The following is a 25,457-nucleotide window of genomic DNA, read 5'->3' as shown; positions in this document are numbered from 1 at the left end:
GGCTAGATCTTTTCCAGCTTGGCGTATTCGAGCATCAGTGTTTTTAATCCGGTGCTGCCAAAATTCACTTTCACCGCCAGATCGCTGGCGTTCCCCTCATAGCTAACCACAACCCCTTCGCCAAATTTGCTGTGGCGCACACTTTGACCAATCTTGAACGGATAGTTGGACTGGGTGCTTGCCGGTTGTGCAGCTGGCATGGTGTATTGACCGCCTGCCGCATAAGGTTTGGCAGCTGGTTTGCTATTGAGGCGTTTGGTGAGTTCGGCAGGGATTTCATCGACAAAGCGTGAAGGGATGCCGTAGCGAACTTGTCCATGTAGCATGCGGCTTTGCGCATATGTCATATACAAGCGCTGGCGCGCGCGCGTGACGGCGACGTACATAAGCCGCCGCTCTTCCTCAAGGCCACCATTTTCATAGGCGGCCTGCTCGTGTGGGAACAGGCCTTCTTCGACGCCGCTGATAAACACACTCTGAAACTCCAGACCTTTGGCGGCATGCACGGTCATCAGTTGCAGGGCCTCATGACCAACGTCGGCCTGATGGTCGCCTGCTTCTAGGCTGGCATGGTTCAAAAACTGGGTCAGCAGGTCGGCATCTTCCTCCATGTTGTGATGGTTACCCAAGTCCTGCTTGCTAAAGGCGACCGCAGCCGTCACCAGCTCTTGCAAGTTTTCAATGCGGTCTTCGCCTTCTTTGTCGTTTTGGTAGTGCGCCATCAGGCCACTCAGGTTGATGACCATTTCTGCCATTTCACCCAGCGTGATGCCGTAGCCTTGGTCAACAATTTGCCGGATCAAGGCGACAAAGCCATCTAAGCCTTTGCTGCCTAGCTTGCCTTCACCCACTTTGTTGGTGGCGGCCTGCCATAAGCTGCATTCATTTTGGCGCGCAGCTTCTTGCAGTTGCTCCAGTCCACGCGCACCGATGCCGCGGGGCGGGAAGTTAATAATACGCAACAAGGCCGTGTCGTCGTTGGCGTTGGCAATCAGCCGCATGTAGGCCAAAGCGTGTTTGATTTCAGCCCGCTCGAAAAAGCGCAGACCGCCATACACGCGGTAAGGGATGTTGGCCGAAAACAGGGTATGTTCGAGAATGCGGGACTGCGCATTGCTGCGGTAGAGTAGGGCCATCTCGCCCAAGGGTACGCCTTCTTTTTGCAGCATATTCACTTCATCTAGAATAAACTGCGCTTCGTCGGTATCGTTGTAAGCCTCATAAATGCGAATCGGCTCGCCTTTACCCGCCGAGGTCCACAGGTTTTTACCCAAACGGTTGCGGTTGTTGGCAATGATGGCGTTGGCGGCATCGAGGATGTTGCTGTGCGAGCGGTAGTTTTCTTCGAGCTTGACGATATTTTGTACGTTGAAATCGCGCTGGAAGTCATTCATATTGCCGACGCGTGCGCCACGGAATGCGTAAATGCTCTGGTCGTCATCCCCGACGGCAAAAATACTGTTATGTGCGCCGCCTAACAGTTTTAGCCACAGGTATTGCAGACGGTTGGTGTCCTGAAACTCATCGACCAGGATATATTGAAAGCGTTGCTGATAATGCGCACGGATGTGCGGTTCGCGCTCAAGCAGCTCGTAGCAACGCAATAATAACTCGGCAAAATCGGCCACGCCTTCCCGGTTACATTGCTGATCATAGGCCGCATAAATTTCGCGCAATTTCTGGCTATGGCCGTCGTAAGCATCGACGCTATCCGCACGCAGGCCTTCCTCTTTGCAGCTATTGATATAGCCCATCACCTGCTTGGGTGGATATTTTTCATCATCCACATTCATCAGTTTCATCACGCGCTTGATGGCAGAAAGCTGGTCGGCGGTATCTAAAATCTGAAAGGTATTAGGTAAGCCCGCTTCACGGTAATGCGCGCGCAACATACGGTTACACAAGCCGTGAAAGGTGCCTGCCCACATGCCGCGTGTATTGATCGGCAACATGCTGGTGAGGCGGGTCAGCATTTCCTTGGCAGCTTTGTTGGTAAACGTCACTGCCATCAGGCCCATGGGGGAGGTTTGCCCGGTTTGGATCAACCAGGCAATCCGCGTGGTGAGCACGCGGGTTTTGCCACTGCCGGCCCCGGCTAGAATGAGTGCCGAGACATGCGGCAGGGTGACCGCTTGCAGTTGTTTATCATTCAGGCCCTGTAACAGATTATTTTCAGAATACATGCCGTTATTATCGCATGATGCAGCGTTTCAGGCGCAGTCTAAGCATGCGCTTGTAGTCGGCAAATCGTTGCACTCAACATTTTTCTGGAACTTTTTAAAACCTCTCACACTCATACTTGCACGATGATGATGAATCATCTTTCCGCTTCTTTCCTCCCTGAGCGGAAGCCTTTACGATGAGGCCTATTGCCCCGATTTACCCCTTAATCGGGGCTTTTTTTGTCTATAGGTTTTAGAAGGTGATTTTAAACACCACCGGTAAACCCGACTTGTCGCCAGGCTTCATACAGCAAAATTGCGGCTGAGTTGGATAAATTCAGGCTACGGCTATGCGGCAACATTGGCAATCTGACACGATGCTCTGCTGCAAATTGGGCGCGAATTTCTTCTGGCAAGCCACGTGACTCTGGTCCAAACACAAATACATCCTCGTCTTTAAACTGCAAATCGCTGTGGCGCGTGCTGCCTTTGGTGGTCAAGGCAAACATGCGTTTTCCATGCAGCGCTTGCTGGCATTCCGCCCAGTTTTCATACACGGTCAACGCTGCATATTCATGGTAGTCCAGTCCAGCCCGCTTTAACTGTTTATCTGAAAGTTCAAAACCCAGTGGTTTGACCAGATGTAGCCTGGCACCTGCATTGGCACAGAGACGGATAATGTTGCCTGTATTGGGCGGGATTTCGGGTTCGAAAAGCACGATATGAAACATGTTTGGCTGCTTGTTTGCTTACGCAAGGATAGTATGACGGTGATATGATAGTCGAGAAAGTATCTCAAGATAAATAATTACAACGCCATGGCTCGTCCCGAGAAAATTAGATTAGGTGAAATTCTGGTCAGACAGAATTTCATGACGCAAGCTGAACTGGATCAGGCGCTGGAAGAGCAGCGCAAGACAGGCCGCCGCCTTGGACGGGTGATTGCTGAAAAAGGCTATGCCAACGAGCGGCAAATTGCTGAAGCCGTTGCACATCAGCTCAATATCCCTTTCCTGGATCTTGGCCAGTATGAGCTGGATCCCAAGCAGGTTCAAAAACTCCCTGAAGTGCAGGCACGTCGTTTCCGTGCCATTTTGCTCGAAGAGCGTCCAGACAGCATTCTGGTGGCGATGGTTGACCCTTCGGATGTCTATGCCTATGACGAATTGGTCAGGCTGCTCAGGCGTGATATTGATATCGTCGTGGTGCAAGAGAGTCTGCTCATGCAGACCATTGATCGTTCCTATCGCCAGACTGAGCAGATTTCTTCACTGGCGCTTGAGTTGCAAGAGGACCTGGCAGACAGCAATGCCGATCTCTCAAGCATGATGGGTGTAGACCTGGGCGTGGACGATGCGCCCGTGGTCAAGCTGTTGCAGACGATTTTTGAGGACGCGGTGCAAGTGCGAGCGTCTGACGTGCACATTGAGCCGCAAGACAACAAGCTGCTGATCCGCTTTCGGATTGATGGTGTCATGCATTTTCAAACCCAGGCAGATATCAAAATTGCCACTGCGTTGGTCATGCGTCTCAAGATCATGGCTGGCTTGGATATCTCTGAAAAGCGCCTGCCACAAGATGGTCGTTTTGGCTTCTCGGTCAAAGGTAAGGCGGTCGATATGCGTATTTCGACCATGCCAACGCAGTATGGCGAAACGGTGGTCATGCGTCTGCTGATTCAGAACACTGCCCATTTTCAGCTCGATAAACTGGGTATGCCGCCGGCTTTGCTGGCACGCTTCCGCAAAATGATTAATCGACCCAGTGGCATGGTACTGGTTACCGGGCCTACCGGGAGTGGTAAAACCACCACCCTCTATTCAGCGCTTAGCGAGCTAAATACGCCTGAGACCAAAGTCATTACGGTGGAAGACCCGGTGGAGTATCGTTTACCCGGCATTATTCAGACGCAGGTGAATGAAAAAATCGAGCTGGACTTCCCCAAGTTGCTACGTGCCATTTTGCGGCAGGATCCCGATATTGTGCTGGTGGGCGAGATGCGGGATGAAGAAACTGCGCAAACCGGTCTGCGTGCCTCCATGACGGGTCACCTGGTGCTTTCCACTTTGCATACCAACGATGCTTCAACTGCTCCGGTGCGTTTGATTGACATGGGCGTGCCGCGCTTTATGGTGGCCATGTCCTTGCTCGGTGTTATGGCGCAACGTCTGGTAAGGCTAATTTGCCCGCACTGTGCTGAAGAGCATGCACCTACAGAGAGTGAAACAGTGTGGCTCAATCAGGTGTTGCCGGATGCAACCTTACCGACCAACTTCCGCCATGGCAAAGGCTGTCAACATTGCAACCGCACCGGTTATCTGGGGCGGGTGGGCTTGTATGAGTTTCTTGAAATGACCGATGAGCTGGCAATGGCAGCCAACATGCCGGATACCAACATCTTTATCAAAAAAGCGCGTGAACGTCTCAAAGGTAAAACCCTGCGCGACCAATCGCTGCAATTGGCGATTGAAGGTAAAACCACGCTGGAAGAAATCATGCGTGTCGATAACCAGTTTGAAGAATAACGCCTATGCCATTATTTGAATACAAAGGGCGCACCGAAGATGGCATGGTGGTGACTGGGGTACAAGAAGCCGCCGATGCCGATGCCTTGGGCGCCGCGTTAATTGGTACCCGAATTACGCCAGTTGAGATTAAGCCCAAGAAAACGGGTGCTGTTGCGATTAACCTGTTTGAAGAGAAAATTACCAGTCTTGAGGTGATGATTTTCAGCAAGCAAATGTATACGCTGCTTAAAGCCGGTATCCCGATTATGCGCGCCCTCTCTGGGATTCAAAGCTCCGTAGGTAACCCTAAGCTGGCGCAAGTGGTGGGTCAACTGCGCGTGAGCCTGGACTCAGGCCGTGAATTGTCGGTTGCCATGACTGAGCACCCCAAGGTATTCAATGGCTTTTATATCAGCATGATCCGCGTGGGGGAGACCACAGGTAACCTGGACAATATTTTTCTGCGTCTGTCCGAGCATATCGAGTTTGACCGCTTTATGCGTGGACAAATCAAGTCAGCCTTGCAATATCCTATGTTTGTGATTACCGCCATGGCCATTGCCATTGTGGTGATCAACGTCATGGTGATTCCTCAGTTTGAAAAAGTGTTTGCCAGCATGCATGCTGATTTGCCGTTCATCACTAAAGTGCTGATTGCGTTTTCAAGCTTTATGCGCAACTACTGGTTTGTGCTGATTGGCATGATAGCCGCCGCAGGTTGGTCTTTTAAAGCTTATGTTAAAACGGCAAGTGGTCGGTCAAATTGGGACCGTATCAAAATGCGTATCCCGATTGCCGGCAAAATTATTTTTAAAGGCACCATGGCCCGTTTTGCCCGTAGCTTTGCGTTGTCTACACGCAGTGGTTTGCCCATTCTGTCAGCTTTAAGGCTAGTGTCACAAACAGTCGAAAACGACTATATTTCAGCAAAAATCCTAAGCATGTCTGCTGGCATTGAGCGCGGCGAAACCATACTAAGAACCGCTACGCAAACCGGCGTGTTCAACTCACTCGTTTTACAAATGATCGCCGTTGGCGAAGAGTCAGGCTCGCTGGATACATTAATGCAGGAAATTGCCGATATGTATCAGGCAGATGTGGAGTATGACGTCAAAACATTGGGTGCGCAGATTGAGCCTATTTTGATTATCTTTTTGGGAGCCCTCGTCCTAGTGCTTGCATTGGGGGTATTTTTACCAATCTGGGACATGAGTTCTGTGATGCTAAAAGGTAGCTAGTTTTGGGTGTCGTGGAATGGACCAAAATTGTCTGGCATAGTATTTGCTAATGACAATTTAACGCAGTGTTAACCTGCCACTGGGATAAGAACGACAGGGCATTTTGATTAGGAGTTTTAGTAATGAAAAAACAAGCTGGTTTTACATTGGTTGAATTGGTTGTTGTGATTGCAGTGCTTGGTATTTTGGCGGCTACGGCGTTGCCAAGATTTGTGAATGTGCAATCAAACGCAAGGGTTGCTGCTGGAAATGGGCTGGCGGCATCTTTACGATCTGCTGCTAATTTGGCTAGAGCTTCCTGGGTTGCGGCTGGTAGTAATGCCGCTGCATTGCAAGTAACGATGGATGGTCAAGCGGTCACAGTAAATAACTCCGGATATCCTACCGCTGATGCTGCAGGCATTGTTGCTGCATTGCAGAGTTTAGATGCTCAATTTACAGCGAGTCACAATAACGGAGTATCAACTTTTCAAGTGGGTACTTTCAACACATGTACAGTTACTTATACTGCCGCGACGGGTGTTGTTAGTACTGCAAATTTAAGTGCTGGTAACTGTGGAGGCTAACAAAAAGTACTTATGAAATCTGATGGCTTTACGCTTGTCGAGTTGGTTGTGGTAATTGCTTTGACAGGCGTTATGGTGGCTGTGGCAATGCCCAGATTCGCAAACGGCGATATCTTCGAAACCCGCGGTGACGCGGGTTTACTTTCATCTACATTACGCTATGCGCAAAAAACAGCGATTGCCCAGCGTCGGAATGTGTATGTGATTCTCAATAATGCGGTGCCAGATACGGTTAGCTTATGTTTCGATACCGCGTGCAATCAGGCAGTGATCAATCCTGAGACGACTGCTGCATATGTATTTACCAGCAGCAAGAATGTGGATATCACCTCAGACAACGTAAGCGTGGGCTTTGACGCACTCGGGCGGGTGGTGCCTAATTCTACGGTTAACTATAAAGCGACCAACAAGAAAAATAATGCGCAATCTGTGACCGTGACTGTTGAGGCGGACACCGGATACATACACTGATCAGTCCACCAGTGACAGGCTGGATAATAACAATGCATCACAACAAACATCACTCTTACAGACAACCAGGCAAACCTTGCATGCGCTTGCAAGCAGGTTTTTCATTGGTGGAGATGGTGGTGTTTATGGTGATTGTCACCACCGCCATCGCCGGTGTTATCGGTGCGCTCTCATTTATGGGACGTCATTCTGCAGATCCGCTGGCGCGTAAGCAAGCAATCGCCATTGCTGAATCCCTGATGCAAGAAATTCAACAAATGCCTTTTACATTCTGTGACCCGGATGACACGAATGCCTCTACGGCGACGAGTTATGCAGATTGTACCAATCCACAAAACGCGAGTTTAAACGGGCCTACGCCCTCTACTGAAAGCCGTTACAGCGCGACCGATCCCTTTGATAATGTGGCCGATTATGGTGGATTTGCCATGCCCGGTGGTGGGTGTGCCGGCATTTGCCGCATTGGTAACGCGACGGCGTTACCGGGCTTAAATCCTTACGCGGCATCCGTTACAATTACTCAGGCGGGCGGGAGCGGCGCTTTTGCTGCGCTGCCAGCCGATGCGGTGTTACAGATTGTGATTACGGTGACAGGTCCAGCCGACACGACAGTCCGGCTGACTGGATACAGGGTTCGTTATGCGCCGAGAATTTAACCAACCCAAATCTGCTGTATCAGGCTTCACCTTGGTGGAGTTGGTCATTGTTATTGTGGTGATGGCAATTCTGGGTGGCATTTCTGTCACCTTTATCAAAAATTCCGTTTTAGCTTATGTGAATTCCGAGGCTTATTATGAGCTCGCCGATCGCGCCGATATCTCATTGCGCCGTATGTCACGCGATATCCGCAATGCTTTGCCCAATAGCGTCTGGGTGGCCGCTGATAATTCCTATGTAGAGTTTGTGCCGATCAAAGCTGGCGGCCGCTACCAGCAGGATACGCTGGATTTTGTCAGTGCGAATGACACTTTTAACGTACTTGGCGACCCGGTGCCTTCAGTGGTTGCGGGTGATCAGCTAGTCATTTATAACCTTGGCATCCTAGCGGCGGATGTGTATGCAGGTGATACGATTCGCTCCCTAACCAGCACAGGCACTAATCTCAGCACGCTTACATTTAGCGGTTCCGCCTTTCCATTGCCTTCTCCAGGGAGCCGTTTTTATGTGGTGAACGGGGCCGTGTTCTATGTATGCGATTTAGCCAACCGCCGCCTATTGATGTATTCAAATTACGCGATTCCCTCTGCACATCCTTCAAACTTTGCCGGACTCACCCCAAGTATCGTGGCGCAAGATGTCACAGGGTGCAGTTTTACTTATACAGAAGGCGTCATGCAGCATAGCGGCGTGGTAATAGCACAGCTAGAGCTCAGTAAAAATGGTGGCGTTGTACGCCTGGTTAACCTGATTAATGTGGTGAATTCGCCATGAAAAATACGCTTCATCGCATAAAAGGATTTATGTTGCCTGTGGCAATCTTCTTAATGGTGATATTGGCGTCGCTTGTAGGGTATTCTATGCGGCTGTCATTGTTGGCCAATCAAGGCACGATACAGGATGTGCAAGGTGCACAAGCTTACCTGGCTGCCAAGGCTGGCGTCGAGTGGGCGGCTTATCAGGTGATTGCGCCAGGGACGACATCAATGCAATCATGCCCAACACCGCCTAATCCGTTTACGATTAATGGCTTTAACATTGCATTGACATGTAATCAGACAAACCCGATGCCGCAAGATCGTGCAGGGACACAGAATATCGGCATGTATACCATTACCGCTACCGCCTCAAAAGGGGCAGCTGGCGCGCTTGATTATATTGAGCGCAAAGTCACAGTGAGCTTGAGTCGTTGCCTGATGGGTACAGAAGAGTGTAGTTAGAGGAAAATGACCGTGTTTAGATGGAAGCATGCAACAGTGATATGGCTTTTGTGTCTGGTCAGCTTGTTTTCTGCTGAAGCGACAAAAGCGGCAACCGTTACTTTAAACGCCAACGGCGGTTCTGACTCTTCAAATGGGTTGAAAATCTTCATCAATGATAACTCCCAAATTCAGGTACAAAGGCTCAATAGTAGCGGCCAGCTTTATCAACCTGATCGAACGCCAGCTAATAGTCGGTTAGATAACGGGATTTATATTCGTGGCAATAATACTATTTATGGCCCTGATCACTTTGCCTACAACGCGCCAGGAAGCTATACAGCGCAAGCAATGACAGCGGTGACGCCAGCTAACGCATCCGCTGGAAATGCGCAGACAACCCGTTCGCAGTTCACTGTTCCTGCGAACAATATCGGCGGCGGTCCACAAATCACTATCGATTGGAGTTATACCTATCCCTATGACTTTGTGACTGCAAAGGTCACGATTAATATTCCTTTGTTGTATCCAGTCAGCTCCAGTAATCCAGTGCGTTATTATCATGTGGTGGATACCTATTTGGGTGGCTCTGACTGTGGATGTGGTGTTCGTTACGTCGATACCAACGGCAAACAGGTCGCCGGGACTTATCCTTATGCAGGTAGCTGCTCTTCAGGAAGTGGAAATACGAATGTTCAGTGCCCTTCTAGTACAAGTTTGCCTGCCAACCTGGATGTGGTTGAGAGTTTCAGGGAGCGGGATGGGAAATTTGGCCGTTATTGCGTAGGCAATTACCAAACATTCTGGTCCAATGACAATTCCGTCGCCTGTGCGATCGCCAAAACAGGCCAATTGGGGAATACAGTCAATACCACTTTAACAGACACAGGCGCTGCGATTGAATACGACTTTACATCGCCTGGAACATACACATTCAGCTATGACTTTGTGGTTGGCTCAACCCTGGTGCCTGATTATGATCACCTGGAAATACGCCACCCTGGCAGTTCCTCTTTATGTCCGGTCGATATTCAGGTCATGGCTTGTTTGGTTTCTACCATGCCTTGTCCGGATAACCAGTTAATCAATTCAGGTAGCCTTACGGGGACGCTGACCATTTCTCCCAACTCTCCAACCGTCACGGTGACACCGGACGCCCAGTTCGACGTTGGGAGTGACCGCACCATTGACACCATTACCTTACAAGGTAGCGCTGCAGCTACTTATACCTTGGGAGCGACGGGCCTCAGCAAAGGGCCGATGAATGGCATCAAGTGCTGGAACACGGCAAATAATTCGCAAAGTTGTAGTTTTACCATGACGAACACGGCGTGTGTGAATACGTTTGAGTGTATGGAAAGTGCCCCCATTAAATATAACAACCTAAAAGCTGACTCATCTAAGCGTAACCCACTCTACACCAAGGTGCTTGGTCAGTCTTTTGATGTTGAGGTGGTTGCCGTACTTGCCAATGGTGAACAGTCCAACGGCTACAATTCGTCTGGTTTAAAAGTTGATTTGGTCACCGATAGTAATAACACCTGCAGTACGAACATCATCGCGACCAAGTCTGTTAGCTTCATGGCTTCGGATGGCGGGCATAAAACAGTGACATTCAACGCCTCAGATGTGAAGCAAGCATATACCAAGGTGCGTTGTCAGGTGAGTGACGCCGGTCAGAACAAATCGGGTTGTTCTTCTGATAACTTTGCCATTCGGCCGCAGTCCTTTACAGTTTCAACTACCAACACAAGCCTCTCGTCTACTACCCCCTCGCCGACCTATACTTACAAGCTTAAGGCAGGCACAGATAGTTTTAACTTAACAGCTGTGACTGGTGAAAGCGGCTATAACGGAACACCTTCTATAGATACGTCAAAAGTCTATCAGCATGATGGTGTAGTGACGATGGGGCAGATTAGCTATGACCCTATAACTCCTAACAAATTTCCTGCGGCCAGTAGTGGCACCAGTAGCAGTGATAGTTTTAAGTACAGTGAGGTTGGCTTTTTTCAATTTGCAGCCCAAGGGGTCTATGACGATACTTTTACCGCTGTAGATAAAGCTAATGGAGATTGTGATAATGGCGGATTTGATAATACGGGCACGGGTACCCCCAAGAAATATGGCTGCAATTTTGGCAATACCGCTGCAAGTAGTTTTTTTGGTAGATTCATTCCGAATAAGTTTGTGATCACTACAGGGGGGAGCAAGCAAGCTTGTAGTACTTTTGTCTACTATAATCAGGATACCAGCACCAAAGCTGGTTTGGAGATACCATTTACCATTACTGCCCAGAATGGGTATGGGGCGACCACGACATATTACACAGGCACGGGACCCAGCAGTTATGCCAAGTTCAATAATCCAAGTGCTTGGGCAAACTTTAATTTCTCAACTAATCCTCCGCTGGTAGGTGGGACATTAAGTCAAAGTGTCCATAGTCCTGCGCTACAGGGGGGGTGGTCTGGCGGGAAAGCGGCGATGACCGCAAGATTTAACGTGACACGTCCTGCAAGCCCTATTGCAGAGCAAACCTTTTCGGTGACGACGCGCGTACAGGATTCCGATGGCGTTGCAACCGATCCTGCCACGATTACTTTATCAAGTGCCACCTACCGTTATGGACGAGTTGCCATTACGCCTGCGCATGGCTCTGAGTTATTGCCGTTGATTGTTCCCGTTGAAGTGCAGTACTGGGGTGGCGGTGGGTATCGCCGCAGTTCAGACGATACGTGCACCAGCTTTCCACTGAATACCATCGCCATGAAAAACTACAGAGGCAATCTTAATGCCTGTGAAACCGTGTTGAGCGTGAACAGTGCCATGAATAATGGGGTTATGAGTTTGCGCTTGAGCGCTCCGGGCGTGTCGGGCACAACACCCAATACAGGGAGTGTAGATCTGGATCTCAATTTTGGCAGTGCCGGCGGAGATCGTACTTGTACCAGTAGTGTTCAGTCTAACGCCGCTGACGGGACAGATGGTTTGGGGGGATGGTTTGGCGCAGACCCTAGTGCGCGCGCCACCTTCGGTATTTATAAGGCACCTATCATATACATGCGCGAGAACTTTTAGTTGATATCCGTCCTCGCCTATACAAAACCACCTAAATCAGGTGGTTTTGTCGTCTTATTCCTGCATTTGATCTCCCGTTTCAGGCACTAAAGTTGCTCGCATATATGAGGCGTGGCCGGATAGCGGGATTGTCTGGTGCCACGATGGCGCATGGCCACTTAAGTCATTTTGCGCATAAGAAGATGATTTGATGTGCGACTTTTTTGTGTATACTAATTTGCGATTGTGCTTGAAGTAAGTATTATTATTCTTTGATTTTAAATGATAAAGTGACTCTGAAAGACTGGCGACTCTCTATGCAATGGTTTAAAAGACAAAAAAACAAGCAGCAGGTAGGGGTGAGTTTTACCGACATGCATGTGAGTACTGTTGCCTTGACGCCGCCTGCAGAAGGGACCAAGCCGGTGGTTTCGTTTGCGGCGGTTGAGCAAATACCGCTGGATGCTACTTCCACATTACGTCACTTTGTGACCAAAAATGACCTCAAGTCTTTACCCTGCAATCTGGTACTCAATGTCGACCAGTACAACATTGTGCAGATCGACAAGCCCAATTTGCCAGAGGATGAAGTAAAACCGGCGTTACGCTGGAAACTCAAGGGATTGCTTGATTATGCGGTAGAACAAGCGGTGGTTGATGGGATTGATCTGCCTTCGGATCCCTCTGTGGCAAATCGCCAAGCGCTGATGCTGGCGATTTGCGCCAAAAAAGCTACGGTAACCGGTGCGGGTAATCATTTGGTCGATGCCGGATTTAACCTGCGTTCGATTGATGTGCACGCGCTGGCACAACGCAATATTGCCCATTTGCTTGAACACGAAGATCGCGCGCTGGTGATGGTGAGCATCCTGCCACGCGGTTGCCTGATCACGTTTACGGCAAAAGGTGAGCTTTACCATACGCGTCTGATTGAGCTGGATCGCGACTTTTTGAACGATAGGGACGAAATCTTCAGAATCAATTTTGATAAATTGGTGCTTGAGCTGCAACGCTCGCTGGACAGCTTTGACCGTCAGTTTCCTTTCCTGAGCTTGAACCGTATGGTGGTGGCGCCGGTCGTGCATCGCGATTATCTGGTGAGCGGCCTGAGTTCCAGCCTCTATGTGCCGGTCAATGTTTTTAACCTGGAAGATGTTGTTGAGCTGCCTGCCAACCAGGATTTTTCCAGCCTTGAAAAACAGGCCATGTTGATGCCTGCCCTGGGTGCTGCCTTGCGTCAGGAGGCGGCCGTATGAGTCAGCAGATTAACCTGTATGAAGGTGGAGGCGTCAAGGCCAAAGAGTGGTTCACGCTGCCTATGGTGGTAGCAGTGTACCTGCTGGCCGCAGTGGTGATGTATTTCTTCTACACCGGCCTCGCAGATGAAAATGCGCAGCTACAGGTGCAACGTAACCAGGCCGTTGCGCAGTACGAAATGATGCAGAAGAAAGTGGAAGAGTTCTCGAAAAAAGCCGCGCCAATCGATAACAGCAAGCTCGAGGCAGAATTAAAAGCGCTCAAGGGGCGTTTGGAAATGCAGTCGCAAATTCTGGCTATTTTTCAGCAGTCGATTTCAGAGCAGTCTGCTCATTTGATCGACTATTTACGGGCATTTACAGGGCAGCAGCAACCTGGTGTCTGGTTGACCGGGTTCAAGGTCGAGCCTGCCGTCCAGCATCTGTCACTCACCGGCCAGGCCTTGCAATCACAAGATATTCCGGCTTATCTGGATTTACTCTCCAGCCAGTCTGTCTTTGCAGGCACCGAGTTTTCCGGCATACAGTTTAAGCAAGTCGAGTTGCACAAACCGCAGTCACGCACCAGCGCTAACCCTGCAAGCCCGGCATCAACCCCGACGCCAGATCCGGTAGCGGCTGCGCCTGCTGGTAAAGAGGGTGCGGGAGCCGATCCAGCCGCTGTGCCAGCTGCTTCAACACCTGCGCCGTCAGCCCCTGGCAGCCCGGCAGCCGCTGAAGTGCCTGGACTCAAAGTGTATACATTTGAAGTCAAGGGGCGTGATACGCAAGCCACGAACAAATTGGTTAATGGCATGAGTTGGGACGAATTTGTGCGCCAGACGGTGCCACCTCAGCCCGGCAACCAGAGCGGGAGACAGTAAGTCATGCGATCTGAAAAACTACAGGCAATCAGCGATAAATGGCAAGCGTTCTCGATGCGCGAACGCTGGATGCTGTTTGGCACCGGATTGTTTGCCGTGGTGGGCCTGATGGATACCTTTTTGCTGGAGCCACAGCGGGTGCAACTGGCCAGCACCCAGCAGGAAATCCTCAAAATACAAAACGATACGACCACCCTGACCGAGCAGCTGACCAAGATTGCTGCCCAGGCGGCGCCACAGCCCGCCACGCAGGCGCTTCAGCATGAGATTGAAGAAACCAGGCAAAAAATGGCCAGCCAGACAGAGGAATTACTCAAGGTGTCTGCATTTATGGTTTCGCCACAAGCCATGGTGGATATGTTGAAGAAACTGCTGGAAAAACATACCGATGTGCAAGTGATCGAGATACAGTCCTTGCCCGTGGTGGATTTTATCGAAACGCAAAGAAAGCGATTACAGGCACAAACCGCATCAGGGGCTGATTCTACTGCGGCCTCGGACGAGGTCTGGAAGAATGTGCCGCATGTCTATCAGCATGCTGTGAAAGTCCATTTAAAAGGGCAGTATTTTGCGTTGATGGCGTATAGCAAGTCACTGAAAGCGATCGGCCGTAAACTGGCATGGGAAAATGCCGAGCTTAAAGGCGGCTACCCAGAAAGCGAATTGATTTTTCAAGTGTATACCCTGAGTGGGGAAAACGCCTGGTTGGGGATATAGCATGCGCATATTCATGATTTGGATGGTATTGGTCAGCATGGCACATAGCCAGGCCGCCGAGCAAATGATAGACCCTACGAAGCCGCCAGCTGCCGTATTGCCTTATCTGCCAGAGGCACAAACGGAGACTGCGCAGGCTTGGCAAGTCACGGCCATTCAGGACAACGGCAAGCATGGGTTTGCTGTGGTCAATGGCGAGCTCGTTAACTTGGGTGAGCGTTATCAAGGTTTTAAACTGGTTTCGGTCAAGCACCAGCAAGCGGTGTTTATCAATCAAAACGGTGAGAAAAAACTGTTGGGCTTGGGGTTGACCAGTGTTGTGATGCAGGCACCGCCGCCTGCGCAGATAAAAAAAGCCAAACAGGCAAAAACGGTTAAAAAATAAAGTGAAAATGCCTGCGATTGGCTGAAGTGGCCGCCAGGTGAATATCAATAGAGAGACTGCTATGAAAACTTTTGTGAATACCTTGGGTGTGATGATGATAGGCGCCGGGTTGGCTGGATGCACCAGTAACCCGTTCACGCCGACCAATCCATCAATTCAGCCAAAAATACAAAACGAATTGGCGACCTCTGCGGCCAAGGCGCAAGCACAAGTGGTGCCGCCGCCTAAAGAAGTGACGGATGAGTTGTTTGAGCCACTTAAAATTGAGCCACCCAAAGCGCTGGCCAAACGTGTCGAGCCGCGTTTTGACCTTGTGGTTAACAAAGCCCCGGCTAGCCAGGTGCTGATGGGCATCGTCTCTGGCAGTCCTTACAGCATTGCCTTAAGCCCGGAGCTGAAAGGCGAGATTACGATTAACCTGCGCGATGTCACGCTGTTTGAAGCGCTCAATGCCTTGCGTGACTTGTATGGTTATGAGTACAAAATGAACGGCAAACAGATTTTTGTCGAGCCACAAACCCTGCAAACCCGGGTTTTCCAGGTTAATTACATTACAGGCGCTCGCAGAGGGTCTTCTGCCACCCGTGTCACGTCCGGGACGGCCAGCGGTTCGGGTGCGGGCGGTGCCGCAGGCGTGGCCGGGCAGGCCGCCGCCATGAACGGCGCCATGGGCGTTGGCTCTGGCTCAACCGGGACAGGCACAGGCAACCAGGCGGCCTCGGGCGCCTCCAACCTGCAAGTGTATGCTTCAGATGTGAGTATGCGTACCAATAATGACTTTTGGGACGAGATTGCAGGCTCATTGAGTAGCCTGATTGGCGAAGAAAACGGGCGCAAGGTAGTCATTAACGCGCAGTCTGGCCTGATCATGGTCAAAGCCATGCCCAAGGAAATCCGCCAGGTGGAGAAATTTCTGAGTCTGATGCAGGTGACCGTGGATCGTCAGGTGATTCTGGAAGCCAAGATTATCAAGGTGCAACTGAATAGAAACTCGCAACAAGGGATTAACTGGGCGGCGGTCAGAAACATTCGCGGCCGCGATTACACCTTTGGTAACGTCAACGGTAATACCACCCTGGGAGAAACCGGTACCCTGACCAACGGCACGCTGACCAGCACCGTACCTGGCGCTTTGAGTAACAGTGACCCGGTGTCGATAGGCGGCTCAATGTTTGCGTTAGCGGTACAAGGCAAAAACTTTTCTGCGCTGCTTAACTTTCTCGAAACGCAGGGTAATGTAGAAGTCCTGTCCAGTCCGCGCATTGCCACCATCAACAACCAGAAGGCGGTACTCAAGGTGGGGAATGATGCGTTCTATGTGACCAATGTGCGTACCAATGTCACCACCACCACGGGTGGTGCCGTAGTGACGCCAGATATTCAGCTGCAACCGTATTTTTCTGGTATTTCACTGGATGTGACACCGCAAATTGACAAGGACGACAACATTATTCTGCACGTCCATCCGTTTATCAGTGAAGTCACCCAGGTCAACCGTACTGTGAGTTTGTCCAGTGCCAACGGTGGCACCTACACGATTCCAACGGCCTCCTCCAACATCAATGAAACCGATAGCATCGTGCGTACCCGCGATGGCAGTGTGATTGCGATCGGCGGGCTGATGTCAGAGTCCGTGGATAATACACGTACAAAAGTACCTGGTTTGGGCGATGTCAAATTTTTGGGTAACCTGTTCCGCCAGAAAGACCAAAGCTCCACCAAAACAGAACTGGTCATTCTGCTCAAATCCACCGTGGTCCGCAGTGGCGATAACTGGGCGCAAGATATGCTCGACAGCCAGGACCGGGTAGAAAAACTCAAGTCAGACAACGCATTTTAGGAGCGGGCATGTACCTGCAGCATTTTGGCTTAAAAGAGTTTCCATTTTCGATCACGCCGGATACGAGCTTTTATTACGCCACACGCACGTTGCAAGAAGCGCTGAATACGCTATTGATTGCGATTGAGTCGGGTGAAGGCTTTGTCAAAATCACAGGTGAAGTTGGCACCGGTAAAACATTGCTCTGCCGGCGCCTGCTCAAAGCCTTGGAACCCGGTTGCCAGATTGCTTACCTCCCCAACCCCTATCTTGACCCGCACGCCTTACTGATGACGCTGGCCACCGAGTTTGGCGTCGCCTTCAAGCCTGAGTTTACCCACCATGACATGATAGATGCGCTGCATCGCACATTGCTGACCTTTGCTGAAAAAGGCACGCATGTGGTGGTCTGCCTTGATGAAGTGCAAGCCATGCCGCTGGAAACGCTGGAAGCCTTGCGCTTGCTGAGTAACCTCGAAACCGAAAAGCGCAAGTTGTTACAAGTGGTCATTTTTGGCCAGCCTGAGCTGGAAGAACGTCTCAACCATTCGTCTATTCGCCAACTGCGGCAGCGCATTGGCTTTGAATATCACCTCAAAGGCCTGCAATGGGAAGAATTAGCGTTTTATTTGAATCATCGCATGCATGTGGCTGGGTATCAGGGCGGCATGGTGTTTAGTCCGGCTAGCATGCGATTGCTATACCGGTATGCCAACGGCATTCCACGCTTGTTGAATATTCTGGCGCATAAAGCATTATTGTCTGCGTTTGGCCGTGGTCAGCACAGGGTTACAACCGAGGATGTGAAAGCGGCGATTCTTGATACACAAGCCAGTGTCAAAGCACAGCATCGTTGGCTGGAGCATGGGTTTAAATGGTGGTTGACGTTGCATGCCACCCTGGCCGGGTTTGGTCGTTAGCAGGCGACGGAGGAATCAAATGAGCTTGATTAATCAGGTGTTACAAAACGTAGAGGCCCGTCAGGGCAACACCACTGATGGTTGGACCGGGCAGGTCAAGCCAGTGTTGTCTGCACAGACAGCACCGCCTGGCCGTTGGTTGAATCGCCTGATCGGCGGCGGGCTGCTGCTTGCGACAGCCGGATGGGTGTGGATGAATTCGCCCATGTTGATGGCGTATTTTTATCCGCAGCATGTGACTGCGATACCACAGGCCGCGCCGCAGGCTCAAGGCCAAAAACCACGCGTAGAGACTGTTTTAGCCCCGGCAGCCGCAGAGGCAGGCACGGTGGCGACTTGGGCGCCACCGCAGTTGACCAGGTCATTGTTCAGTGCCTGGCAGTCCGAACCTGCTCCTACAAAGCCCAGTGCGCGCGCTGTCGTTGCTCAAGTGAAGCCCGTGGCTAATGTTGCTGCACCACAAGTCGAGGGTGAGTTCAGCATGAAGACCGCGGATACGGCGGCAATCACTGTTGCCACCATCGCGCCTACGTTGGAGACACACGCGGACCAGGGCCAGGGCAAAAGTGATGAAAAGTCAGCCGAAAAAGGCATGGTCAATAAACATGTCAGACCTGAGCAGGAAGTGAATGTCTTGATCCAGCGTGCCGTCGATCATGAGCAAAAAGGTCGTTTGAACGAGGCGTTGGCAATGCTCAGGCAAGCGCTGACGATTTATCCGCAGTCTGAAGATGCACGCCAGCTGTTGGCCGCCTATTTGTTTGAGTCCCGGCAAGAGGCTGAGGCTGTCTCGGTCTTGCAGGCCGGCATCAAGCAGTTTCCGGCTCAAGCGGGTTTGCCAAAATCACTCGCCAGATGGCAGTTGGCACATGGTCAGGCAGAGGCGGTGTTACAAACATTAAAACCGGTGGCCAGTGCGCTGGCGCAAGATGCCGAATCGCAATGGATGCTGGCCATGGCTTATCAGCAAACCGGGCAGCATGCCGCTGCCTTGCCACATTTTGAACGCGCGACGCTGCTGCGGCCAGGGCATGCACAATGGATGGTGGCGTACGCCATTTCATTACAAGCCGTGGGCCAGAATGCGCAAGCCTTGCAGCACTTGCAACAGGCGCAAAGCCTGCCGTTAAGCGAGCGCTTGCTCGAATTTGTTACGCAGCGCATCCGTCAACTGGGTGGCAGCGTACAAGCCAATGCCGAATAATCTGTGCTAGCTAGTCCTGTTTGAGGGTGCGTGCCAGCACGAGCGCCGTCACCTGTGCAGCTCCCGCCTGTTTAAAAACTTTTGCCAGCGCATGCATGCTGGCTCCTGTCGTCATCACATCATCCACGATCATCACATGCTGACCTTGCCATCGCTGCGAGGTCGCAAAGGCACCGCGTAGATTGCGGGTTCTTGTTTTCATGTCCATCGCTGCTTGCGCTGGGGTGTCTATCAATCGCTCACAGCCGTCTATCCTTAACGGAATTTGCCACTGCTTTTGCAAGTGCTTGGCTAATTCAAGCGCATGATTAAAACCACGCTGTTTGATGCGGTTCAGGTGCATGGGCATCGCCACCAGAACGGGTGGCTGCTGGCTCGTAGTTAACACTGGCAGGCGGGATAGCCAGGCCTGTGCCAATAGCGCCCCCCATGGCAATTGCTGGTGGTATTTAAATTGATGCAAGAGTCGATCTAGCGGATAGGCATAGCGAAAAACGGTCAGCGTCTGGTCAAAGGCGGGGGCGTGCTGTAAGCAGATGCCGCACAACTCACCTCGCGTATTTGGCAAGGCACATTGTGGGCAACGCGGCGATTCGTACCAGGGCAGGCTGGCCTGGCAGTCTAAACAAAGTCCGTTTGGAGGCGAGATTGGCTCGTCAGTCGCTGAAGGTTGGCGAGCGCCTGGGGCTTGATGGCACAGCGGGCAGGGCAGCGTCGTTGCCAGCCACTGCGACAACCAGTGAGTGGTGTTGATTTGTTTAAATTTTAAGCTGTTGTAAAATTTTTTCACGTATGATTTTAAACAACATATAATTCGGCCGGATTATTCATCTATTTTTTAATGCGTGGGACTTATGGAACAACACACCTCTGCTACTGCTTGTGGCACCGAAATGCAAACCTCCGTCATTAATCTGGATGGCTTGAAGCCTGCAGCTTCCTGTCATCCAACGGTTGAGCGCTGGCGCGTTGCAGATATCATGGCACTGTTTGAATTGCCGTTCAATGATTTGCTGCACAGAGCGCACACTGTGCATAGGGAGCATTTTGATCCAAACGCCGTGCAGGTCAGCACACTGCTGTCGATTAAAACGGGCGGCTGTTCCGAAGACTGCGGCTATTGCCCGCAAGCTGCGCGTTATCATACCGAGGTTGAAAACGAGCCCTTGATGCAGTTGGACGAGGTGCTGGCCGCAGCCAAAGCGGCCAAAGAAAGCGGTGCCAGCCGTTTCTGTATGGGAGCCGCCTGGCGCGGACCCAAGCAGCGCGACCTGGAGCCTGTACTCAAAATGATCTCTGAAGTGAAGGCGATGGGGCTGCAAACCTGTGCCACGCTGGGCATGCTCAAGGATGGGCAAGCCGAGCAACTGAAAGAGGCTGGGCTGGATTATTACAACCATAACCTGGATACCGCGCCCGAGTTCTATGGCGATGTGATTACCACGCGGACGTATCAGGACCGTCTGGACACCCTGGACCGCGTGCGCAGCATGAATATCAATGTGTGCAGCGGCGGCATTATTGGCATGGGCGAAACCCGTGCGCAGCGCGCGGGCCTGATTGCCCAGTTGGCCAATATGGAGCAACCGCCGGAAAGCGTGCCCATCAACTTGTTAACCCAAGTGGAAGGCACGCCTTTGCATGGCACCGACCCATTGGATCCGCTGGAGTTTGTGCGTACCATCGCCATCGCCCGCATCACCATGCCGACCAGCTTTGTCCGCTTGTCAGCGGGCCGCCAGAGCATGGGCGAAGCCGTGCAGACCTTGTGCTTCCATGCCGGGGCCAACAGTATTTTTTACGGTGAAAAATTACTGACGACCGGTAACCCTGAGGTTGAGTCTGACAATGCCCTGTTTGCCAAATTAGGCTTGAAGAAAATCTAAATGAGCGATCTGCTGGAGTCTTTACGGGCCGATCTGGAAAAACGGCAAACACTGGGCCTGATGCGTCAACGCCGCTTGCTGGATTCACCACAGGCCGAGCATATCACCGCCAATGGCCAGCCATTTTTGTCGTTTTGCAGCAATGATTATCTGGGCCTGGCCAACGATGCTGCGCTGGTGGCCGCTTTGCAACAAGCCGCTGCCGAAGCGGGCGTGGGCAGTGGCGCCTCCAATCTGATTACCGGTCATCACCGCTATCATGATCAGTTAGAGCAGGCGCTGGCGGCTTTTGTCGGGCAACCGGCAGCCTTGCTGTTTTCCACCGGATACATGGCGAATATTGGCGTCGTCAGTGCCTTGATGGGGCGTGAAGATGCCGTGTTCTCGGACAAGCTGAATCATGCCTGTCTGAATGATGGCGCATTTTTGTCACGTGCCACACATCATCGCTTTCCGCACAATGACGTGGCAGCCTTGGAAAAATTATTGCAAGCCAGCACGGCCCGTCACAAACTGGTTACCGCTGATGCGGTGTTCAGTATGGATGGCGATATTGCGCCGCTGGCTGAGTATCTTGCGCTCTGTGAACGCTACGATGCCTATTTGTATGTGGATGATGCGCACGGTTTTGGTGTGCTCGGTCCGCAAGGGCGTGGCTCGCTCAAGCATCTGGGGCTGCAGTCACCACGCCTGATCATGATGGGCACCCTTGGCAAAGCCGCGGGTGTGGCGGGTGCTTTTGTAGCAGGCCAACAAATCGTGATTGATTACCTGATTCAGCACGCCAACAGTTATATCTACACCACGCCTGCGCCACCACCGCTGTCCGCCGCCTTGCTGGCTTCAGTGAAAGAGATAGAGCAGGGTGATGCGCGCAGAAAGCAATTGTTTGACATGATTGCGCTGCTCAAGAGTGAGCTTTCACTCACCCGTTGGCACTTGCTGCCGTCAGAAACCGCTATCCAGCCACTGGTGGTGGGCGATAACCATGAGGCGCTGGCATTGAGCCAGTATTTGCAGGCGCGTGGCATTCTGGTGCCGGCAATCCGGCCCCCAACCGTGCCGGTCAATACTTCCCGCCTGCGGATTTCCCTGTCGGCAGCCCATCGTGAGTCCGACGTCAGGGCGCTGATTCAAGCCTTGCACGATGCTGAACGCGAGTTAGCTATCGGGGCGGTGGCATGAGTTGTTTTATCGAAATCATGGGGCAAGGCAAACCGCTGGTAATGCTCCATGGTTGGGGCATGAACAGTGCGGTATGGGAACGGGTTACCAAGCGGCTGTCCACCCATTTTCGACTGTTTCTGGTGGATTTGCCCGGCATGGGCCAGAGCCGTCCGGTTTATCCTTATCACTTGCATAGCCTGGCCGAAGCGGTCGCTGAGGAAATCCCCGGCGTGTCCACCATTTTAGGCTGGTCGCTGGGCGGCCTGGTTGCGCAGCAAATTGCCCTCAATCAACCCGACCGGGTAGAGAAGCTGATTCTGGTGGGGACCAACCCCTGTTTTGTCAGTAAACCAGACTGGCCACATGGTATTGCAGCCCGCCATTTTGAGCAGTTCAACGAGCGGTTTGCGCAAGACTTTAATGCCACCTTGCTCAATTTCTTGACCCTGCAATGCATGCATGCCAAAGATGCGCGCAGCACGGTACGCCAATTGCGTATTGCGTTTGGTGCCAAACCTAGCCCTACCCAGGATAGCCTGAATCAGGCCCTGGATATCTTGATGCAGACGGATCTGCGCGAAGAGGTCGGGCGCTTGTTCCAGCCCGCGCTGATCATTCACGGGGATAGAGACACGCTGGCGCCGGTCTCGGCAGCGCACTGGCTGGCCATGCATTTGCAGCGTGCCCATTTGCGCGTGATCGCCGGGGCGGCACATGCGCCCTTTTTGTCACATGCGGAAGCTTTTTGCGAAGCGGTGGAAGCCTTTATGGCGGATGAGCCCGCTGTGCGCGCCGGGGAGCATTAAATGCAGGATGTTTATCAGATCGACAAGACGCGCATGCGCCAGTCGTTTCACCGTGCGGCCAAACAGTATGATGCCGCCGCCATTTTGCAGCGCCAGGTACGTGAGGAAATGTTGAGCCGTCTGGACGTGGTCAAGCTGGCGCCTGCGGTGATTCTGGATGCAGGTTGCGGCACCGGTCATGGCTTGTATGCCTTGCTCAAACACTTTAAGCAGGCAAGAGGGGTGGCGCTGGATATTGCCGAAGGCATGCTGGCCCGCACGAAAACGCTGTTTCCCTGGTATCGCTTCTGGCAGGCCAAACCACAAATGGTGTGTGCCGACATTGAAGCCATGCCGTTGGCGACCGCCAGTGTTGATATGGTATGGTCCAACCTGGCCGTGCAATGGTGTAACGACATGGACACCGTATTGCAAGAATTCAGGCGTGTGCTGAAACCCAACGGGCTGCTCATGTTTGCCACCTTGGGACCGGATACGCTGAAAGAACTGCGTGCAGCCTCTGGTCATGGGCACACCCATGTCAGCCGTTTTATTGACATGCATGATATTGGCGATGCACTGACGCGGGCTGGCTTTAGCGCGCCGGTGCTGGATGTGATGCATTACACCCTGACCTACGATACGGTGGAATCTGTGATGCGCGACCTCAAAGCGATTGGCGCACATAATGCGACGGCGGGGCGTGCCAAGGGCTTGAGTGGCAAGGGCTTTTTGCAGCAATTGCGTCAGGGCTATGAGGCTTTTCGCCACCAGGGTAAATTGCCCGCCACCTATGAAGTGGTGTTTGTACATGCCTGGACCGGGAGCCAGCCCTACACGGCACCCGGGACCAGTCCGGTGCAATTCATGTCGCGCAAACCCGCCACGCAGGGAGCATGATGCAGCCGCTGCCTTCACGTTTTTTTGTCACTGGCACCGATACCGGTGTCGGTAAAACCACAGTCACCGTTCGTTTGATGCAGCAGTTGATTGCGCAAGGCAAGACGGTGATCGGCATGAAGCCGGTGGCTTCCGGTTGCGAGTGGCTGGATGGCCGCTGGCAAAATGAAGACGTGCGTTTACTGACTGCCGCCTCCAACGTGACAGCACCTGCTGAACTGATTAATCCCTACCGCTTTACACCGGCCATTGCGCCCCATATCGCCGCTGCGCAAGCCGGCGTGGAGATTCAGTTTGAGGTCATTCAAGCTGCCTATGCACAACTGACCACGCTGGCCGATGTGGTGATTGTGGAAGGCGCAGGGGGCTTGCTGGTGCCTTTAAACCAGACGCACAGCATGGCCGATTTGATTCAGGCCCTGCAATTGCCTGCGCTGATGGTGGTCGGCATGCGCCTGGGCTGTATCAATCATGCGCTGCTGACGGCAGAGGGGCTCAAGTCGCGGCAGATAGCGTGTTGTGGCTGGGTCGCGAACAGGATTGATCCGCAGATGTCTATGCCAGAAGAAAACCTGCAAACCTTAATCGACAGCTTGCAACAGCCGCCCTTGTTGCAGGTGCCTTTTCAGGAGTCACTCGCCTAGATGCTCGCTTCACCCACCCCTCGCATTGAGCTGCGCGCACCTGTGCCGCCGATGACGCGCACCTTGATTGCGCTTAATGTGCTGGTGTTCGTGCTCATGCTGTTTGGTGGCGCCGGGTTTTGGCACTCGCCCAATACAGTACAGCTGACCTGGGGCGCCAATTTTGCCCCAGCCACGGCCGATGGTCAGTGGTGGCGCTTGGGCAGCGCGATGTTTTTACACTTTGGCGCCGTGCATCTGGGCATGAATATGCTGGCCTTGTGGGATGGCGGCAAGCTGGTCGAACGCATGTTCGGCTCTGCACGCTTTCTCTTGATTTACCTGATCAGCGGCATAGGCGGTAATCTGTTGTCGCTGGTGGTTCAGGGCAATCAGGCGGTGTCAGGTGGGGCCTCTGGGGCGATTTTTGGCATCTATGGCGCGTTGCTGGTCTATCTCTGGGTTGCCAGACACCAGATGCAGCAAGTTGAATTTCGCTGGTTGTTCTGGGGAGGCATGCTCTTTTCAGCGTTGACCATAGGCATGGGCTATGTGATCCCCGGCATTGATAACTCTGCGCATATTGGCGGGTTTTTGACCGGCGGCGTGCTGGGCTTGCTCATGTTGCCCGCTTTTTTACGTGGCTCGCCCGCTATCACTATATCGCAAGCTTTGGCAGGGCTGGCCTGGGCGCTGGTCGTGCTGGGTTTGCTGACGCATTTGCCGGCACCCAAATATCGCTGGCGGCAAGAGGTGGCGATTCAAAAGCAATTGCAAAAGCTGAATCAGGTTGACCAGCAGGCTCAGCACAAATGGCAGCAGATCATGCTTGAAGGGCGTGAGGGCAGTGTCAGTTTTGATGAAATGGCAGCACAGATTGACGCACAGGTCGCCACGCCTTATGAAGAAAGCTTTGAAAAACTGTCCCGCTTGTCTGAGGACCCCAAGCTGCCTTCTGCGGCCTTACTTGAGCAGGCCAAAGCCTATGCCTTGAAGCGCAGTGAAGCCAGCAAGGCGGCGGCGGACCAGCTGCGGCATCTGCCGTTTAAGGCCGGGCGACCCGCTGCGCCTTAAT

24 protein-coding genes are annotated in these 25,457 nt (G+C 52.3%); 21 read left to right on the top strand and 3 right to left on the bottom strand.

Annotated elements, in window-relative coordinates; all coding sequences use genetic code 11:
- Positions 1 to 2: 2 nt before the first annotated feature.
- Entirely contained in the window at positions 3 to 2,183 is a 2,181-nt protein-coding gene (uvrD, locus tag AACH41_RS11905) for a DNA helicase II (RefSeq protein ID WP_338655327.1), read from the bottom strand.
- 245 nt (positions 2,184 to 2,428) lie between these two features.
- Positions 2,429 to 2,893, bottom strand: coding sequence for a tRNA (uridine(34)/cytosine(34)/5-carboxymethylaminomethyluridine(34)-2'-O)-methyltransferase TrmL (trmL, locus tag AACH41_RS11900; RefSeq protein WP_194748681.1), 465 nt, complete (start codon positions 2,891 to 2,893; stop codon positions 2,429 to 2,431).
- A 141-nt stretch (positions 2,894 to 3,034) separates the two neighbouring features.
- Between trmL and AACH41_RS11895 the strand changes: the two genes are divergently transcribed.
- The 15 genes from AACH41_RS11895 (at position 3,035) to AACH41_RS11825 (ending at position 19,021) form a co-directional block, all read left to right on the top strand.
- On the top strand, positions 3,035 to 4,687 hold the full coding sequence (locus AACH41_RS11895) for a GspE/PulE family protein (protein ID WP_338655325.1): 1,653 nt from the start codon (positions 3,035 to 3,037) through the stop codon (positions 4,685 to 4,687).
- A 5-nt stretch (positions 4,688 to 4,692) separates the two neighbouring features.
- Positions 4,693 to 5,907 (top strand): type II secretion system F family protein, encoded by a 1,215-nt coding sequence (locus AACH41_RS11890; protein ID WP_338655323.1) that lies wholly within the window; start codon positions 4,693 to 4,695, stop codon positions 5,905 to 5,907.
- Between the two features lie 122 nt (positions 5,908 to 6,029).
- Positions 6,030 to 6,473, top strand: coding sequence for a type II secretion system protein (locus AACH41_RS11885; protein ID WP_194748678.1), 444 nt, complete (start codon positions 6,030 to 6,032; stop codon positions 6,471 to 6,473).
- 12 nt (positions 6,474 to 6,485) lie between these two features.
- A complete protein-coding gene (locus AACH41_RS11880; protein ID WP_338655321.1) occupies positions 6,486 to 6,944 on the top strand; it encodes a GspH/FimT family pseudopilin in 459 nt (152 codons plus the stop codon).
- An 80-nt stretch (positions 6,945 to 7,024) separates the two neighbouring features.
- A complete protein-coding gene (locus AACH41_RS11875) occupies positions 7,025 to 7,600 on the top strand; it encodes a type II secretion system protein (protein WP_338655319.1) in 576 nt (191 codons plus the stop codon).
- On the top strand, positions 7,584 to 8,375 hold the full coding sequence (locus AACH41_RS11870; RefSeq protein ID WP_338655317.1) for a prepilin-type N-terminal cleavage/methylation domain-containing protein: 792 nt from the start codon (positions 7,584 to 7,586) through the stop codon (positions 8,373 to 8,375). Before AACH41_RS11875 ends, AACH41_RS11870 begins: the two co-directional genes overlap by 17 nt.
- 86 nt (positions 8,376 to 8,461) lie before the next feature.
- Positions 8,462 to 8,821 (top strand): hypothetical protein, encoded by a 360-nt coding sequence (locus tag AACH41_RS11865; protein WP_275356325.1) that lies wholly within the window; start codon positions 8,462 to 8,464, stop codon positions 8,819 to 8,821.
- 6 nt (positions 8,822 to 8,827) lie between these two features.
- Positions 8,828 to 11,878, top strand: coding sequence for a DUF6701 domain-containing protein (locus AACH41_RS11860; protein WP_338655314.1), 3,051 nt, complete (start codon positions 8,828 to 8,830; stop codon positions 11,876 to 11,878).
- 296 nt (positions 11,879 to 12,174) lie between these two features.
- Positions 12,175 to 13,113, top strand: a complete 939-nt coding sequence (locus AACH41_RS11855; RefSeq protein WP_194748675.1) for a hypothetical protein — start codon at positions 12,175 to 12,177, stop codon at positions 13,111 to 13,113.
- Entirely contained in the window at positions 13,110 to 13,976 is an 867-nt protein-coding gene (locus tag AACH41_RS11850; RefSeq protein ID WP_338655312.1) for a PilN domain-containing protein, read from the top strand. The genes AACH41_RS11855 and AACH41_RS11850 overlap by 4 nt, the downstream gene beginning before the upstream one ends.
- Before the next feature lie 3 nt (positions 13,977 to 13,979).
- Positions 13,980 to 14,693, top strand: a complete 714-nt coding sequence (gspM, locus tag AACH41_RS11845; RefSeq protein WP_338655311.1) for a type II secretion system protein GspM — start codon at positions 13,980 to 13,982, stop codon at positions 14,691 to 14,693.
- 13 nt (positions 14,694 to 14,706) lie between these two features.
- Complete coding sequence (locus AACH41_RS11840) at positions 14,707 to 15,078, top strand: hypothetical protein (RefSeq protein WP_338655310.1); 372 nt, start codon at positions 14,707 to 14,709, stop codon at positions 15,076 to 15,078.
- 61 nt (positions 15,079 to 15,139) lie between these two features.
- Entirely contained in the window at positions 15,140 to 16,918 is a 1,779-nt protein-coding gene (gene mshL / locus AACH41_RS11835; protein ID WP_194748671.1) for a pilus (MSHA type) biogenesis protein MshL, read from the top strand.
- Positions 16,919 to 16,926: 8 nt separating this feature from the next.
- A complete protein-coding gene (locus AACH41_RS11830) occupies positions 16,927 to 17,817 on the top strand; it encodes an AAA family ATPase (protein WP_194748670.1) in 891 nt (296 codons plus the stop codon).
- Positions 17,818 to 17,836: 19 nt separating this feature from the next.
- On the top strand, positions 17,837 to 19,021 hold the full coding sequence (locus AACH41_RS11825; RefSeq protein WP_338655306.1) for a tetratricopeptide repeat protein: 1,185 nt from the start codon (positions 17,837 to 17,839) through the stop codon (positions 19,019 to 19,021).
- 10 nt (positions 19,022 to 19,031) lie between these two features.
- Here the strand turns inward: AACH41_RS11825 and AACH41_RS11820 are convergent, their stop codons facing one another.
- A complete protein-coding gene (locus AACH41_RS11820; RefSeq protein WP_338655304.1) occupies positions 19,032 to 19,811 on the bottom strand; it encodes a ComF family protein in 780 nt (259 codons plus the stop codon).
- 103 nt (positions 19,812 to 19,914) lie between these two features.
- Here AACH41_RS11820 and bioB point away from each other — a divergent pair, with 103 nt between their 5' ends.
- From bioB to AACH41_RS11790, 6 genes are read left to right on the top strand one after another with little or no spacing between them, the layout of a single operon-like run.
- Positions 19,915 to 20,907, top strand: a complete 993-nt coding sequence (gene bioB, locus AACH41_RS11815) for a biotin synthase BioB (protein WP_275356401.1) — start codon at positions 19,915 to 19,917, stop codon at positions 20,905 to 20,907.
- Positions 20,908 to 22,092 carry an 8-amino-7-oxononanoate synthase gene (bioF, locus tag AACH41_RS11810; RefSeq protein ID WP_275356317.1) on the top strand — a complete coding sequence of 395 codons (1,185 nt, stop codon included), beginning with the start codon at positions 20,908 to 20,910 and terminating at the stop codon, positions 22,090 to 22,092.
- Complete coding sequence (gene bioH / locus AACH41_RS11805; RefSeq protein WP_338655302.1) at positions 22,089 to 22,880, top strand: pimeloyl-ACP methyl ester esterase BioH; 792 nt, start codon at positions 22,089 to 22,091, stop codon at positions 22,878 to 22,880. Before bioF ends, bioH begins: the two co-directional genes overlap by 4 nt.
- Entirely contained in the window at positions 22,881 to 23,759 is an 879-nt protein-coding gene (gene bioC / locus AACH41_RS11800; RefSeq protein ID WP_338655300.1) for a malonyl-ACP O-methyltransferase BioC, read from the top strand.
- Positions 23,759 to 24,403, top strand: a complete 645-nt coding sequence (gene bioD, locus AACH41_RS11795; protein WP_338657606.1) for a dethiobiotin synthase — start codon at positions 23,759 to 23,761, stop codon at positions 24,401 to 24,403. Before bioC ends, bioD begins: the two co-directional genes overlap by 1 nt.
- Complete coding sequence (locus tag AACH41_RS11790) at positions 24,404 to 25,456, top strand: rhomboid family intramembrane serine protease (protein WP_338655298.1); 1,053 nt, start codon at positions 24,404 to 24,406, stop codon at positions 25,454 to 25,456. It abuts the gene before it with no gap.
- The last annotated feature ends 1 nt before the right edge of the window (position 25,457 follow it).

The sequence above is a fragment of the Methylophilus sp. DW102 genome (assembly GCF_037076555.1).
In the GTDB taxonomy this organism is placed as follows: domain Bacteria; phylum Pseudomonadota; class Gammaproteobacteria; order Burkholderiales; family Methylophilaceae; genus Methylophilus; species Methylophilus glucosoxydans.
This window is presented reverse-complemented; position numbering and strand designations above follow the sequence as displayed.

Coding starts and splice junctions, on each gene's coding strand:
- uvrD (WP_338655327.1), bottom strand. CDS start 2,183: ATGTATTCTGAAAATAATCTGTTACAGGGCCTGAATGATAAACAACTG.
- trmL (WP_194748681.1), bottom strand. CDS start 2,893: ATGTTTCATATCGTGCTTTTCGAACCCGAAATCCCGCCCAATACAGGC.
- AACH41_RS11895 (WP_338655325.1), top strand. CDS start 3,035: ATGACGCAAGCTGAACTGGATCAGGCGCTGGAAGAGCAGCGCAAGACA.
- AACH41_RS11890 (WP_338655323.1), top strand. CDS start 4,693: ATGCCATTATTTGAATACAAAGGGCGCACCGAAGATGGCATGGTGGTG.
- AACH41_RS11885 (WP_194748678.1), top strand. CDS start 6,030: ATGAAAAAACAAGCTGGTTTTACATTGGTTGAATTGGTTGTTGTGATT.
- AACH41_RS11880 (WP_338655321.1), top strand. CDS start 6,486: ATGAAATCTGATGGCTTTACGCTTGTCGAGTTGGTTGTGGTAATTGCT.
- AACH41_RS11875 (WP_338655319.1), top strand. CDS start 7,025: ATGCGCTTGCAAGCAGGTTTTTCATTGGTGGAGATGGTGGTGTTTATG.
- AACH41_RS11870 (WP_338655317.1), top strand. CDS start 7,584: ATGCGCCGAGAATTTAACCAACCCAAATCTGCTGTATCAGGCTTCACC.
- AACH41_RS11865 (WP_275356325.1), top strand. CDS start 8,462: ATGCGGCTGTCATTGTTGGCCAATCAAGGCACGATACAGGATGTGCAA.
- AACH41_RS11860 (WP_338655314.1), top strand. CDS start 8,828: ATGACCGTGTTTAGATGGAAGCATGCAACAGTGATATGGCTTTTGTGT.
- AACH41_RS11855 (WP_194748675.1), top strand. CDS start 12,175: ATGCAATGGTTTAAAAGACAAAAAAACAAGCAGCAGGTAGGGGTGAGT.
- AACH41_RS11850 (WP_338655312.1), top strand. CDS start 13,110: ATGAGTCAGCAGATTAACCTGTATGAAGGTGGAGGCGTCAAGGCCAAA.
- gspM (WP_338655311.1), top strand. CDS start 13,980: ATGCGATCTGAAAAACTACAGGCAATCAGCGATAAATGGCAAGCGTTC.
- AACH41_RS11840 (WP_338655310.1), top strand. CDS start 14,707: ATGATTTGGATGGTATTGGTCAGCATGGCACATAGCCAGGCCGCCGAG.
- mshL (WP_194748671.1), top strand. CDS start 15,140: ATGAAAACTTTTGTGAATACCTTGGGTGTGATGATGATAGGCGCCGGG.
- AACH41_RS11830 (WP_194748670.1), top strand. CDS start 16,927: ATGTACCTGCAGCATTTTGGCTTAAAAGAGTTTCCATTTTCGATCACG.
- AACH41_RS11825 (WP_338655306.1), top strand. CDS start 17,837: ATGAGCTTGATTAATCAGGTGTTACAAAACGTAGAGGCCCGTCAGGGC.
- bioB (WP_275356401.1), top strand. CDS start 19,915: ATGCAAACCTCCGTCATTAATCTGGATGGCTTGAAGCCTGCAGCTTCC.
- bioF (WP_275356317.1), top strand. CDS start 20,908: ATGAGCGATCTGCTGGAGTCTTTACGGGCCGATCTGGAAAAACGGCAA.
- bioH (WP_338655302.1), top strand. CDS start 22,089: ATGAGTTGTTTTATCGAAATCATGGGGCAAGGCAAACCGCTGGTAATG.
- bioC (WP_338655300.1), top strand. CDS start 22,881: ATGCAGGATGTTTATCAGATCGACAAGACGCGCATGCGCCAGTCGTTT.
- bioD (WP_338657606.1), top strand. CDS start 23,759: ATGCAGCCGCTGCCTTCACGTTTTTTTGTCACTGGCACCGATACCGGT.
- AACH41_RS11790 (WP_338655298.1), top strand. CDS start 24,404: ATGCTCGCTTCACCCACCCCTCGCATTGAGCTGCGCGCACCTGTGCCG.